Below are 14416 nucleotides of genomic sequence, written 5' to 3'. Positions count from 1 at the left end.
CACCGCCGGAACATCATTACAGGTCGAGAACCCCCCAACACACACGTGTTGGGGGGTTCTCCCACGTTAACCACCCAACACCAAAAACCACCCAACCAGGACCACAAACACCCGCCCGCCGGCACACAGAACCACACCCGGCACAGTGAAATTCGACACCCCCACCCACCACACGCAGCAAGCCCCCGTCGGCACCCCACCCAACCCGCCGCCGTCGTACACTGCACAACCCACCTCGCGAACTGGCAGAGCGTCCGACTGAACGCTGCAGGAACTGATAATGGGTCCCCCGGACCACTAAAGCACCTGCCGGAGCGTCCGCTGTGGACACAATTCCCCCGGAAATCCCCGGAAAACCGGTGATTTTAGTCAAAAAGTCGCGGAAACACGCGGAATTTGCGGTCCTCGCGGGCCCAAGCTGGTAAGTTTTCGATGAGTGGCTTGCACGCATGCCGCGTTCAGGCTCCAGAAATCGTGACCGTCCAGGAGGACATCAATGGCTAAGAACCGTAGTGAACTTGTTTCAGAGGTAGCAGGCAAGGCCGGCACCAGCCAGGCAGCCGTCAACTCCGTCCTCGATGCACTGTTCGAGGTATTCGAGACTTCCGTCGCCGCGGGCGAGAAGATCACCATCCCGGGCTGGCTCGCAGTTGAGCGCACCGACCGTGCAGCACGCACCGGCCGCAACCCGCAGACCGGCGAGACCATCCAGATCGCAGCAGGCCACAGCGTTAAGCTGACCGCCGGCTCAAAGCTGAAGGCTGCAGTCGCCAAGAAGAAGTAGTCTTCTTCAGCAACACCAGCAAAGGAGCGGCAACCTCAGGGTTGCCGCTCCTTTGCTTTAAGCCGATTCGCCGCGCGGGCAGCGGTAGCGGACAATGGATACGTGCCTTCTGCAGCAAAATCCCGTCCCGCAGCACCCCAGCCAGGCCCCGTCGGGGGCGTATCGGCCCGGGGTGGCGGCGTCTTGGGGATTTCCCGGGCATGGCAGCTCGCGGGCCTCGCTGCCCTCTTCCTGGGGCTGGTGGCGGCACTCCTCTTCTCCGGCGCGGCTGCGGCCCGTGAGGTCTCTGACCCCGGAGCCCTGGTCCGCTGGGGGCTTCCCGTCAGCAAGGCCATCCACAACGTGGCACTGGCAACAGTTATCGGCGGACTGATCTTCGCCGTCGGTATCCTGCCAAGGTCTGCCGGACCCCGGTCCCGAAACCAGCAGCGCGGGGACGCTCCGGAACACCCGGCCTTCGCCCGGAGCCTGGCCATTGCCGCGGCGGCGGGTGCTGCCTGGACGCTGTCTGCGGTGGCCGTACTGGTCCTCACCTACTCAGACGTTGCAGGCCAAGCGGTCGGCGGGGACGCTGAATTCACCCGCGCCTTGGTGTATTTCATGACGGACATCGATACCGGCCGGGCCTGGCTGACCGTGACCATCATCGCGGCCGTGGTGACTACCGCGTTGTTTGGCGTCAGGTCCCTTGGCGGCCTTGCGCTGACGCTGATCCTGGCGCTGGTGGGACTGGTTCCCGCCGCGCTGATCGGCCACTCCTCAAGCTCGTCTGACCACGAAGGTGCCATCAACTCCCTCGGCCTGCACCTCGTGGGGGTCAGCGCCTGGGTTGGCGGCATTATTGTCCTGGCGCTGCTGTCCGGAATCCTGGCCGGTTCGAGGCCCGGGACCGCCGCCGACATCACCGAACCGACGCTGCGGCGTTTCTCCTCCCTGGCCGGCTTTGCGTTTGTGCTGGTCTTTGCCTCCGGCGTCGTCAATGCCAGCATCCGCATCACCAACTGGGGTGACCTCCTTGGTTCCCCCTACGGCCAACTGATCCTTGCGAAGTCGGCGGCCGCCTTAGTCCTTGGCGGCATCGGTTTGATGCACCGGCAATGGGTCATCCCGCAGCTGGGCGGCAAAGGCTCGGCAATGTCCTCGCGCCGCGTGCTGTGGCAGCTGGTTCTCGTGGAACTCCTGGTTATGGGTGCCACCTCTGGCGTCGCCGTCGCCCTGAGCCGATCGGCCCCGCCGCAGCCCACCACGTTTGCACCGGATGCCTCGCCGGCCTTCATCATCACCGGCTACGAGCTGCCGCCTGAACTGACGCCGGAACGCTGGCTGACGGAGTGGCGCTTTGACTGGCTCTGGGTGGCCGTGGTGCTCTTCGGGCTGGTTGCCTACATCCTGGGCGTCGCCAAGGTGGTCCGACGCGGCGACAAGTGGCAGTGGTTCCGCGCCGTGAACTGGGTGATCGGGCTCCTGGTGCTGACCTACATCACGTCAGGGCCGCCGTCGGTCTATGGCAGGATCCTGTTCTCCGCGCACATGGTGGACCACATGGCATTGACCATGGTGGCCCCCATCTTCCTGGTGCTCGGAGCCCCGGTGACGCTGGCCCTGCGGGCCTTGCCTGCACGCGGCGACGGTACCCGCGGGGCCCGCGAGTGGCTTCTCGTGTTCATCCACTCCAAGTTCTCCCAACTGGTCACGCACCCGCTCTTCGCCGCGGCCAATTTCGCTGGCTCGATCGTGCTGTTCTACTACTCGGACGCGTTCGGCTTTGCCATGCGGGAGCACGTGGGCCACGAGATCATGATCGTGCACTTCTCGCTCACGGGTTACATTTTCATCCTGAGCATGATCGGCACGGACCCGTTGCCCCGCCGCGCAGCGTATCCCATGCGCCTGCTGCTGCTGCTGGCGACCATGGGCTTCCACGCGTTCTTCGGCGTCGCGATCATGGGCGGCACCAGCCTGCTGGCGGCCGACTACTTCGGCAACCTTGGCCGTGCCTGGGGGCCGTCCGCTCTCCTGGACCAGCAAATGGGCGGGGCCGTGGCCTGGGGCATCGGCGAGGTGCCCACCCTCCTGGTGGCCATCGGCGTCGCGATCATGTGGTCCCGGTCCGATGCCAGGGAGTCCAAACGGACCGACCGGGCGGCGGACAGGAATAACGACGCCGATCTCACTGCTTACAACGATATGTTTGCCAAATTGGCTGAACGTGATGCCAGATTGGCTGAACGCAACTCAAAGCTGGAAGGCCGCTGATGAGTGAAACCGTACGTACCCAACTCCGGGTCCGCGCCTCCGAACTGGTTGGCCGTAACTGGCTCAACACCGGCGGCAAATCGCTGGACCTCGAAGCCCTGCGCGGCAAGATCGTGCTGCTCGACTTCTGGACTTTCTGCTGCATCAACTGCCTGCACGTCCTCGATGAGCTGCGCCCGCTCGAGGAACAGTACTCCGACGTCCTGGTCACCGTTGGCGTGCACTCACCCAAGTTCGAGCACGAAGCAGATCCCGTGGCGCTGGCCGCCGCCGTGGAACGCTACGAGATCCACCACCCCGTCCTGGACGATCCCGAGCTGGAGACCTGGAAGGCGTACACCGCGCGCGCCTGGCCCACGCTGGTGGTCATCGACCCCGAGGGCTACATCGTGGCGCACCTGTCCGGTGAAGGCCACGCTGACGGCCTGGCCGTGCTCATCCCCGAGCTGATCGCCGAGCACGAGGCCAAGGGCACGATCCACCGCGGCTCCGGCCCTTACGTGGCGCCTGAAGCCACCTCGGGCACGCTGCGCTTCCCCGGCAAGGCACTCTTCCTGCCCGCCGGACGCGGTTCAGCGGGAACCGGTTCAGGCGCGCAGGGTTCAGCCGGGCAGCGAACGTCCGACGGCGGGACTCCGGCTGCCGCGGATACCGCCACCGGGGGTTCCTGGTTGGTAACCGACACGGGCCACCACCGTCTCGTGGAGCTGGGCAACGACTTCCAGACGGTGCTGCGCACCTACGGCTCCGGGACCAAGGGCCACGCTGACGGCCAGGCCGCCGCCGTCGACTCCGTTCAACCGACCGCACGGTTCAACGAACCGCAGGGCCTGGTGCTGCTTCCGGACGAGGTGGCAGCGAAGGCGGGCTACGACGTCGTCATTGCAGACTCCGTCAACCACCGGCTCAGGGGACTCACGCTCAGGGACGGCAACGCCACGACCATTGTTGGCAACGGCGTGCAGCGCCTGCTGGAAACCGGCCCCGCCCGGGTGGACGAAGACGCCGCCGGTTTCACGGGCCAGCTCACCGAGCACCCGCTGGAAGTTTCCCTCAGCTCGCCCTGGGACGTTGTCTGGTCCACCAGGCTCAACGCCGTGGTGATCGCCATGGCCGGCACGCACCAGATCTTCAGCTTCGAGCCCGTCACCGGCACAGTGGCAATTATTGCCGGCAACGGACTGGAGGGCCTGCTGGACGGCCCTGCCCACGAAGCCTGGTTCGCGCAGCCGTCCGGACTGGCCGAGGATGCCGACGGCAACATCTGGGTGGCGGACTCCGAAACGTCAGCCCTCCGCAAACTGATCATTGACGACGGCGGCACGGTCACCGTGGAGACAGCCGTGGGCAAGGGCCTGTTCGACTTCGGCTTCCGCGACGGCCCCGCGTCCGAGGCACGCCTCCAGCATCCCCTCGGCGTCACTGTCCTGCCTGACGGCTCCATTGCCATCGCCGACACGTACAACGGTGCCGTGCGGCGCTACGATCCCGCCGCAGGGACCGTGTCCACACTGGCCCGCGGACTCTCGGAACCCTCCGACGTGCTTGTGGACCACACGCACGCCGCAGGCTCCGAACCGCTGCTGGTAGTGGTGGAGGCCAACAGGCACCAGCTGGTCTACGTGCCCATCCCCAAGGAAGCCCAGCAGGTTGACGAGGGCGCCTCGCAGACCCAACGGCCCAAGAGCCCGGTAGCCCCCGGGCTGCTCGAGCTGACCGTGCGTTTCAGCGCGCCCACCGGGCAGAAGCTCGACGACCGCTGGGGAGACCCCACGCAGCTAAAGATCTCCTCCACTCCACCGGAGCTGCTTGTGTCCGGCGGTGGGACCTCGGTGGGTCTGCTCCGGACACTGGAGCTGGCTTCCGGCATTCCGGAAGGCGTCCTGCACATCACCGCCCGTGCCGCCGCCTGCGACGGCCCGGAGGATGCGGACGGTGAGATTCCGGACCACGCCGCCTGCCACTTGTACCAGCAGGACTGGGGCATCCCGGTTCTTCTGACGGACGACGGCGACACCGAGTTGGTCCTGGACCTGCGCGGAATGGACTGATCACCGTCGTCGTGCTTTAGGCGAAAAGGCTGCCTCCCAGGATTTCGTGTCACGGGTGGCAGCCTTTTGCGTCTCGCGGCAGCCGGGCCAACGGCGCCGGGCTAGTAGCTCAGCAGCGGGGTGACCCTGATGGTGTCGCCGGCGACGTCCAGGCGGGTGGTGAAGCTGAAGTCCACCTCTTCGTTGAGCGGGAACCAGGCGCCGGTGAAGGAACTCTGCTGGACCGCCTCCACCTTGGCCTTCCCGTCGAGGGGTGCAATCACCCAGCGGCCATCGAAGGGCTCGATGGAAATCTCCGGGTACTTCGTGATGGTCCACTTGATGGTGCCGTCGTCCACATTGTTGTTGCTGGCGAAGTAGAAGGGGCAGTCCGGCTGCAGCTGTTGCTGTTTCACGGCTTCGGCGGCGCAGGTGTCCAGAAACTCCTGTACCTTCGCACCAACGTCCTTCCGCAGCTGGTCGGTGGCCTCGGTGAGGAGGTTCAAGGGAGCCACCGGGACATCGCGGGACGTCACCGTGGCGCGCGTGGCGGGAGCAGCGAAGTATTCACCGTTCAGGGATGCCTCGTATTCGCCCGGGTAGAACACGGCGAATGAATTTCTGCCCTGGGGCATGTTCACCGGGACGCCGTTGAGGTTGGCTTCGCTGGCGTTCACTGCCGTCAGGCCCACTGTGGGCAGCCGCGACTGCACAAACGCCCACGTATTAAAGAACAGCCATTCGGCGCCGGTCTTCTCCAGCAGGAACTCAGTGTTAAGCCTGCTGCCATCGATCGTGTATTGCACGGGTACCATGACCTGGTTTCCTGTGCGTTCTTCGGCATCGCCGATGGTGATGTTCGCCAGACGGGATGCGGCGGTCTGCAGTGCTGTGCCGTCGAGCATGGCGGCATTGCTGGGCGGCACCGTGGCCCGCAACAGGCCCAGCGCCTTGCCGCCGTCGCCCTCGTGCAGGGCGTCCAGGTATTCCCGGACAGGCTGCTGTGGACTGGCCACCGTATTGTTCACCACGTTGACCCCAACGATGGCCGCGGCCACGGCAAGCATGAGGCCAAGCAGCCACGCTGCTGCCATCCTCACCAACGCCTGACTCATCTGCACTTCCCTTACGTTACCTGCAAGCCCGCTGAACACAGGTGTTGCCGCCGCCCCGTGTAGCGGGGGGCGCCGGCTTTCCTCACGCCCGACGGCGGGAAAGCCAGGGCGGACATCGTCCGGTTTTTGCTACCGGCGGCGCCGGGACGAGGTGCCGAAAACGCCGCGTAGCAGTTCCCGGCCAAGCTGCGTACCCAGGGAACGGGCCATGCTCTTCAACCCGCCGCCCAGGGCCCCGCCGAGTACTCCGGCGAGGTCGCCCGCCATGCCGCCGCTGGCAGGGGTCGCAGGCTCCGGTGCACGCCGCGAGGGCGCATCAGTGCCGGCGCCACGATCGGGCACCGGCGCGGGCCGGCTGCTGGGCCGTCCCAGGATTTCCTCCTCGATCCTGCGGGCCTCGGCGTCGACGTCGGCCTGGCCCGAACCGGACTGGCCCGGACGTGACTGCCCGGAAGCCCTCGGAGCCGGAGGCTGACCCGGGGCGGCTCCGCCGGTGGGAGCCGCGGTCTTGCCGGTAAGTTTCTCGTACGCGGAGACGTTGTCCACGGCGGTCCCGTACTTGGCGAGCAAAGCGGACCCGCCCACGGTGCTATTGATGAGCTCCTCTGTGCTGGGGCCCATGACGGATTCCGGGGCGCGCAGGCGTGTGTGGGCAACCGGCGTCGGCGCACCCTTCTCATTCATAACGGTAATGATGGCCTCGCCGATCCCCGCGGACGTCAGGGTCTCCTCGAGGTCATAATCGCTGACCGGGAACGTGGACACGGTGGCTTTCAGGGCCTTGGCGTCCTCCGGGGTGAAGGCGCGGAGGGCGTGCTGGATGCGGTTGGCCAGCTGGCCCAGGACGTCGGCGGGGACGTCTTTGGGTGTCTGGGTGACGAAGAAGATCCCCACACCCTTGGAACGGATCAGCCGGACTGTGGTGGTGATGGCGTTCAGGAAGGCCTTGGATGCGCCGTTGAACAGCAGGTGGGCCTCATCGAGGAAGAACACCAGCTTGGGCTTGTCCAGGTCACCTGCCTCGGGGAGGTCCTCGAACAGGTCCGCCAACAGCCACATCAGGAAGGTGGAGAACAGCATCGGCTTGGCCTGCAGGGTGGGCAGCTCCAGGCAGGTGATGACGCCGCGCCCGTCCGGGGCGGTCCGGAGCAGCTCGGCGGTGTCGAATTCAGGCTCGCCGAAGAACCGTTCCAGGCCCTGCGCTTCAAGATTCACGAGTTCACGGAGGATGACACCGGCGGTGGACTTTGACAGGCCGCCCAGTTCCTCCAGCGCGTCCTTGCCTTCGTCGGAGGTGAGGAACTGGATGACTGCCCGGAGGTCCTTGAAATCGATCAGCTCGAGGTTGTTTTTGTCCGCAAAGTGGAAGACCAGCTGCAGGCTGGACTCCTGGGTGTCGTTGAGCTCCATAACGCGCGAGAGCAGGATGGGGCCAAACGAGGTGATGCTGGCACGGACGGGAATTCCGTTGCCGTCGCCCCCCAGGGCCAGGAACTCCACGGGGAACGTCTTGCCTGCCCAGGCCTGGCCGATGCTGTCGGTGCGCGCCTTCAGCTTGTCGCTGCCGGCGGCCGCCGTTGCCAGGCCGGAAAGATCGCCCTTGATGTCCGCGAGGAACACGGGAACTCCGGCCGCGGACAGCTGCTCGGCCATCATGTGCAGCGTGACGGTCTTGCCGGTGCCGGTGGCGCCGGCTACCAGGCCGTGCCTGTTCATCATGGCCAGCGGCAGGCGGACCTGGGCTTCCTTGTGGAGTTCGCCGTCCACAATGGCGGCACCCAGCTCGATGGTGGCGCCTTCCAGGGTGTAGCCCTTCTGGATGGTGGCGAGTTTTTCTGCAGTGGTTTTGTTGGCCATGCCGCTAGCTTAGCGGGGCCGCCGAAGCGAGTAGTGGCCCGGCGATTCCCCCCAAAAACGAGTACTCACGCCAAAAAGACAGGTGCCCACTACGCGTGTGCCGGGGAGATGCCCAAAATACGCTGGGAACTGTGTTGCAGCCGGAGTTGGCTGCCCCTACGGTCTCAGGAGCTAGAAATGCCCATCGCCTCATCAAAATCTGGCCTCGCGCGGCGACTTGCTGCTGCGGTTGTACTGCCTGGCCTGCTGACCAGCACGCTTGTCTTTGTTATGCCGGCAACCGCGGACTCGGGGTCCGCAACCGGCATTTGCAACGGCGTGGTGAACCAGTTGGCCCACCGGGGCTCGGTTCAGGAGAACCTCCTAAAGGCCGCGGCCAGGAAGAACGCCGACGCGATAGTTGCCCTGCAGGCCCAACGCAGCGTGCTGCAGGCGACGGCATCAACTTTGACGACGCAGATTGCCGCCGCGGACAAAGCGCTGGCTGACCTTGAGGCCCAGGAGACGGCCCTGACCCAGGCAACTGGGACCGCCCAGTCCCAACTGGACGTGCTGACATCGGATCAGGCAGCAAAGGCCGCCGCTGTGTCTGACGCCCAGGCTGCCCTCGCCACACTGCAAGGTCAGAAATCGGACGTCGAAGGTCAGCTGACGCCGTTGCAGGCAGACCTTGCGGCCGCCCAAGCCGCAGCCGGAGACCTCCGCAGCCAGGCAGAGGCAGTTGACGCGAAACTAAGGGCAAACAACCAAGCCATCGCCGCAGCCCAGACCGAGCTTGCCACCCTGCAACAGGCAGCTGACAGCGCAGCATCCAACCTGTCGGCCATGGAAGCACAGATCCAGGCCGCCCAGGCAGAACTGTCAACTCTGACTACCCAGGCACAGCAGGCCGCAGCCGCTGTCGGCCTCGCGTCCCAAGCCGTGACTGACGATGAAGCAGAGCTCACGCGCCTGCAGGAGGCGGGAACCACCGCCGAAGATGCCCTGCAGGCGCAGCAGGCACGTGTCGCGGCGGCACAGCAGACGTTGTCGGTCATTCAGGGGAAGGCCGCGGATGCCGACGCTGCCGTCACCGCGAAACAGGCACAAATCGCCACTGCCACCATTGAGTTGGCCGACCTCCAGACCGCGGCCGCCGGCGCCGCGACCGCCCTTTCAGACAAGAATGCCGCCATCACTGCGGCCCAGGCCGACCTCACCACTCTGCAGGCAGACGCTGCGGCCGCAGCTGCAGCCGTGAAGACCAATGCTGACAACATCGCGGCGGTGAACGTCACCATTGCCGCGCTTCAGGGCCAGATCGCAACCCTGAACACGCAGATTGCGGCCAAACAGAGCCAACTGACCCAGGCGCAAGGCGACTTGGCGACACTGCAGTCAACAAAGACTAGTCTTGAAGCCGAAATCGCCAACTTGACGGCCCAGATCGATGCCATCAAGGGAAATTCCAGCAGGAAGCGGGAGCTTGAGGCTTCGCGCACACTCAAGCAGGGTGAGCTGGCCACCGTGAACGCGCAGATCACTGACAAGAACACCCTGATCTCCGGCCTGCAGGGCGACCTGAACACGCTGAATAGCCAGGTCGGAACGCTGAACACCCAACTCCTGGCCAAGCAGCAGGAAAGCAGCGCGCTGCAGCAGCAGGCCGCGCCGCTGCAGGCTGTGCTGACCGCAGCAAACGCCGCTATCACCTCCAAGGAAGCAGACATTGCGGCGCTGAAAGCCCTGGTACCCTCACTCCAGTCCGCCGTAAATCAGGCCAACGGAGCAGTCACCGCCAAACAGGCAGAGCTGACCAACCTGCAGAACGAGCTCACGGCCCTACAGGGTGCCGCAGCGGCAGCCGCCAGTGCTGTGGCGGCACAGGAAAAGATCGTCACGGACCTCGAAGCCGCGTTGCCGGGCCTGGAAACGGGTGTCCAGGAAGCCCACGCTGCCATCACCGACCAGCAGGCCGTCCTGGATGCGCGCAAGTCCGCCCTCGCCGACGCCCAACAGGCCCAAGCCGCGGCCGAATCCGCAATGGATGCGAAGAAGACTGAGCTCGCAGCCTGGCAGGGCCAGCTCCCCAGCCTCCAGGCTGCAGTCGATGGGGCCAACAGCGCCGTCACGGCGAAGACTAGCGAAATCGCCGCTCTTAACCAGATCGCGGACAAATTCGTAGCCGACCTGGCCAACATTAACGCCCAAATCACCTCCAAAGAAGCAGAAGTACTGGCCCTGCAGACACGCGTGAATCCGCTGCTGAGCCAGCTCAACCAGCTCAACGGGGAAATCAGTGCCGCGGAGGCAAACTTGGCGTCCCTGCAATCGCAACTGACCACCCTCGACGGGCAGGTTACGGCGGCGCAGGCAAAGCTTCGGGAACTCCAGGGCCAGAAGAAGCCGAGCAACGACGCAGTCAAGGCACAGAAAGACGTTGTCACCGCACTCCAGACCCGGCTCGGGGACGTCCAGAAGCAGATCGCAGCCGTCGATTCATCGATCGCCCTTGGGGGGTGCGCCGCCTGATTCGTGAGTCCAACCCAACGCGGGGTCACATCGCGCCTATAAAGTCCTCCGGGATGGGCGCGATGTGACCCCGCGTTGGTTTAAGACCCGCAGAAATAACCCGGGAGCCGCCGTCGTTGTCCACTGTGTGCCCGCCGCGACCCGGCCGGCCACCCTACGCAACGCATTGAAAGGCCGGCACCGACGTGACGCTTCCCCTCTCCATCCTTGATCTGGCAACTATCGGCAAAGGCCAGACGGCGGCGGAAAGTTTCGCGGGCAGCGTGGCCATGGCGCAGCGGGCGGAAGAGCTTGGCTACCGCCGGATCTGGTACGCGGAGCACCACAACATGTCCGCGATCGCGTCGTCGGCCACAAGCGTGCTGATCGCCCATGTGGCCGCCCACACCAAGACCATCAGGCTGGGTGCCGGCGGCGTTATGCTGCCCAACCATTCGCCGCTGACCATCGCCGAGCAGTTCGGCACCCTGGAAACGTTGCACCCCGGCCGGATCGACCTTGGCCTGGGCCGCGCCCCCGGCAGCGACCAGAACACCATGCGCGCGCTGCGCCGGGACCCCATGTCCGCGGACACTTTCCCGCAGGACGTCCTGGAGCTGAAGGGCTACCTGACCGGTCCCACGCGGATCCAGGGCGTGGAGGCCACTCCCGGCAAGGGCACCAACGTCCCGCTGTACATTCTGGGTTCATCGCTTTTCGGCGCGCGCCTGGCTGCCCAGCTGGGCCTCCCGTACGCTTTCGCCTCGCATTTCGCGCCCAACGCCCTGCAGGATGCCGTGGCGCTCTACCGCAGCGAATTCAAGCCGTCGGCCCAGCTGGACGCCCCGCACGTGATCGCCGGCGTCAACGTGGTTGCCGCCGATACCGCTGCCGAAGCGCAGACGGCTTTCCGGGCCACCCTGCGCGCCCGTGTCTCGCTGTTCTTCGGCGGCGGGCGCGAGTTCTCGGACGATGAAGCGGACATGATCCTGGACTCCCCGCAGGGCCAGCACGTCTCGCAGATGATGACGTACTCGGCCATCGGAACCCCGGACGTGGTGCTCGACTACCTGGACGGCTTCGCCAAGCACTCCGACGCCGACGAACTCATTGTGGCGCACCAGAACACCGGCACCGAGGCCAGGATCCGCTCTGTGGAGCTGCTCGCGGAGGGTGCCGGGCTGGCCCGGGTCTAGTCCCGGGCAGCCACCAGCGAGCGGTGACTTACCGTGTCACGCCACGCACCTTTTGGAAGGCCCGACGGCGGGGTCCCCCGGAATCACGCGGCGGGCGCCGCCGTCGTGGTCCAAAAGCGTGCCCCGCGTGACGCGATTCGTATCCGTAGGTCCGCCGGACTCTTGACATCCTTCAGCTGAACCGGTTAAGTAGAGCCTACTGAACCGGTTCAGTGGCGTGAGTCACGGGACCCGAAACCCGAAGGGCCCCACATCATGGCAGTAACCATCAGCGACGTCGCCCACGCGGCCGGCGTCAGCAAAGGTGCTGTCTCTTATGCGCTGAACAACCAGCCCGGCGTCAGCGACGCCACCCGGGGCCGGATCCTCCAGGTCGCCAAAGAGCTTGGCTGGAAGCCGAGCCTCCGCGCCAAGGCACTGTCCTCCGCGAAGGCGTACGCCTTGGGCCTGGTGGTGGCCCGCGATCCCAAGCTCCTCGGCACAGACCCTTTCTTCCCGTCGTTCATTGCGGGCATCGAAACCACCCTCGCCGAGCACGATTACACGCTGGTCCTGAGCGTTGCCACCGCCCCCGGTGCCGAAGAGCGGGCCTACCGCAAACTGGCCGACGGCGGCCGCGTGGACGGAGTGATCCTGACCGATGTGCGGCACAACGATTCCCGGATCGGCCTGCTGCGCGAGCTCAAGCTGCCGGCCGTGACGCTCAACAGGCCGGATGCGGACTCACCGTTCCCGGCGGTGTCCATGGATGACACGGACGGCATCACGGCCGCCGTCGAACATCTGCTCGCCCTGGGGCACGTCCGGATCGGTCACGTGGGCGGCGCCCCGGAATACATCCACGGCCGCAGCCGCCGCCAGGCCTGGGAAGCGGCCATGGCTGCTGCCGGCCTCGCAGCGGATCTGTTCGCCGAAGCGGATTTCACGGCGGCCGGGGGAGTGGCCGCCACCGCGGAACTGCTCCGCCGGCCGGACCGGCCCACCGCGATTGTCTACGCGAACGACCTCATGGCGACGTCCGGCCAGTCCTTCGTCCAGGCCCAGGGCCTGAGCGTCCCGGGAGATCTTTCCATCACCGGTTACGACAATGCCGAGTTCACGCAGTACCTCAACCCGCCCCTCACCACGATCGCCACTGACCCCATGCGCTGGGGCAGAGTTGCTGCGCAGGCCCTCCTGGACCAGCTCAACGGCACGCACTCCGGCCAGGATACGGAACTGCAGGCACCTTCCCTGCTGATCCGCGCCTCCACCGGCCCCGCCCCATCCGCAACCACCAAGCCAGTCCCCCAGCAATCCCCATAGCAAGCAAAAAAGCACACCAACCAGTAGCAGATCCCCACCGGGACCAGTACCAAGGAGTCGCAATGAAGCGCTTTACCAAAGCCACGCGAATATTGTCAGTGGCCGCCCTGACCGTCATGGGGGCGGGCCTAGCTGCCTGCGGCGGCAGCGGAGGGGGCGGCGACGGCGGTGGCTCCAGCTCTCCCACGACGGCCAAGGGCCCCATCAAGATCTGGTACTCCAACAACGAGTTCGAGGTGAAGTGGGGCAAGGCCATGGTGGAATCCTGGAACTCCGCGCACGCGGATCAAAAGATCGACGCGCAGGAGATCCCGGCCGGCAAGAGTTCCGAGGAAGTGATCGGCGCTGCCATTACCGCTGGAAATGCGCCCTGCCTGGTCTTCAACACGGCCCCCGTGGCCGTGCCCCAGTTCCAGAAGCAGGGCGGCCTGGTGGCTTTGGACAGCTTCCCCGACGGACTCCAATACATCAAGGACCGCACCGGAGACCTCGCTGACCAGTACAAGTCCGCGGACGGCAAGATCTACCAACTGCCCTGGAAGTCCAACCCCGTGGTCCTCTTCTACAACAAGGACCTCTTCGCCAAGGCCGGGCTGGATCCGGCAAACCCGAAGCTCGGGACGCAGGCCGAACTGCTGGACGCGGCACGGACCATAGTGAAGACCGGTGCAGCTCCCAACGCCCTCTGGCCCTCACCGGCCAGCGACTTCTTCCAGGCCTGGTTCGATTTCTATTCCTTCTACGCAGCCAACACGGACGGCACCCCGCTGGTGAAGGATGGCAAAGCCACGTTCAACAGTGACCAGGGCAAGCAGGTAGCCGCCATGTTCGAGACCCTTTACAAGGAGAACCTCGCCTCCAAGGAGGTCTACCAGGGCGATTCGTTCCTGGAGGGCAAGGCCGCCATGTCCCTGGCCGGTCCCTGGGCCATCGCGGCCTACAAGGACAAGGTGAACTGGGGCGCAGTCCCGGTCCCCGCTGCCGCGGCCAAGGCTGATACCTCAACCTTCTCCGACGCCAAGAACGTGGCCATGTACTCGGCATGCGAGAACCAGGGCACTGCCTGGGAGGTCCTGAAGTTCGCCACCGGCGAGGAGCAGGACGGCAAGCTGCTGACCGACACCGGCCAGATGCCCATGCGCAAGGACCTTCCCACGGTCTACGCGGACTACTTCGCCAAGAACCCGGGGTACACCCAGTTCGCCGAGCAGGCCGCGCGGACCGTGGAGGTCCCCAACGTCTCCAACTCGGTTGAAGTCTGGCAGACCTTCCGCACCGCCTACGCCAAGGCCGTGATTTTCGGGAACGAAAGCATCGACACCTCGTTCAAGGACGCGGCGGACAAGATCAACCAGCTGGTAGCCCAGAAGTAGCGGTGACCCC

Annotated in this window: 9 protein-coding genes; 7 read left to right on the top strand and 2 right to left on the bottom strand. The window is 65.5% G+C overall.

Going from position 1 to position 14416, the window contains the following annotated elements:
• The first annotated feature begins 496 nt into the window (after positions 1-496).
• The 3 genes from QK290_RS10175 (at position 497) to QK290_RS10165 (ending at position 5091) form a co-directional block, all read left to right on the top strand.
• Positions 497-784, top strand: coding sequence for an HU family DNA-binding protein (locus tag QK290_RS10175; protein WP_056341443.1), 288 nt, complete (start codon positions 497-499; stop codon positions 782-784).
• Positions 785-886: 102 nt separating this feature from the next.
• Positions 887-3040 (top strand): cytochrome c oxidase assembly protein, encoded by a 2154-nt coding sequence (locus QK290_RS10170; protein WP_282330544.1) that lies wholly within the window; start codon positions 887-889, stop codon positions 3038-3040.
• Positions 3040-5091, top strand: a complete 2052-nt coding sequence (locus tag QK290_RS10165) for an NHL domain-containing thioredoxin family protein (protein WP_282330543.1) — start codon at positions 3040-3042, stop codon at positions 5089-5091. The genes QK290_RS10170 and QK290_RS10165 overlap by 1 nt, the downstream gene beginning before the upstream one ends.
• Positions 5092-5192: 101 nt before the next feature.
• On the opposite strand, the gene QK290_RS10160 is transcribed toward QK290_RS10165, so the two are convergent.
• A complete protein-coding gene (locus QK290_RS10160) occupies positions 5193-6185 on the bottom strand; it encodes a hypothetical protein (RefSeq protein WP_282330542.1) in 993 nt (330 codons plus the stop codon).
• 129 nt (positions 6186-6314) lie between these two features.
• Positions 6315-8042, bottom strand: a complete 1728-nt coding sequence (locus QK290_RS10155) for a helicase HerA-like domain-containing protein (RefSeq protein ID WP_282330541.1) — start codon at positions 8040-8042, stop codon at positions 6315-6317.
• Positions 8043-8219: 177 nt separating this feature from the next.
• On the opposite strand from QK290_RS10155, the gene QK290_RS10150 reads away from it, so the two are divergent.
• The 4 genes from QK290_RS10150 (at position 8220) to QK290_RS10135 (ending at position 14406) form a co-directional block, all read left to right on the top strand.
• Positions 8220-10553: a chromosome segregation ATPase gene (locus QK290_RS10150; protein WP_282330540.1), complete on the top strand. Its 2334-nt coding sequence runs from the start codon at positions 8220-8222 to the stop codon at positions 10551-10553.
• A gap of 185 nt (positions 10554-10738) precedes the next feature.
• On the top strand, positions 10739-11728 hold the full coding sequence (locus QK290_RS10145; protein WP_282330539.1) for an LLM class flavin-dependent oxidoreductase: 990 nt from the start codon (positions 10739-10741) through the stop codon (positions 11726-11728).
• A gap of 255 nt (positions 11729-11983) precedes the next feature.
• Positions 11984-13033, top strand: coding sequence for a LacI family DNA-binding transcriptional regulator (locus tag QK290_RS10140; protein WP_282330538.1), 1050 nt, complete (start codon positions 11984-11986; stop codon positions 13031-13033).
• Positions 13034-13095: 62 nt separating this feature from the next.
• Positions 13096-14406 (top strand): extracellular solute-binding protein, encoded by a 1311-nt coding sequence (locus tag QK290_RS10135; RefSeq protein WP_282330537.1) that lies wholly within the window; start codon positions 13096-13098, stop codon positions 14404-14406.
• Positions 14407-14416 lie beyond the last annotated feature (10 nt).

It is taken from the genome of Pseudarthrobacter sp. AL07, from assembly GCF_029960665.1.
In the GTDB taxonomy this organism is placed as follows: Bacteria; Actinomycetota; Actinomycetes; order Actinomycetales; family Micrococcaceae; genus Arthrobacter.
The sequence above is the reverse complement of the archived record's forward strand: the minus strand, read 5'-3'. Positions and strand labels throughout refer to the sequence as shown.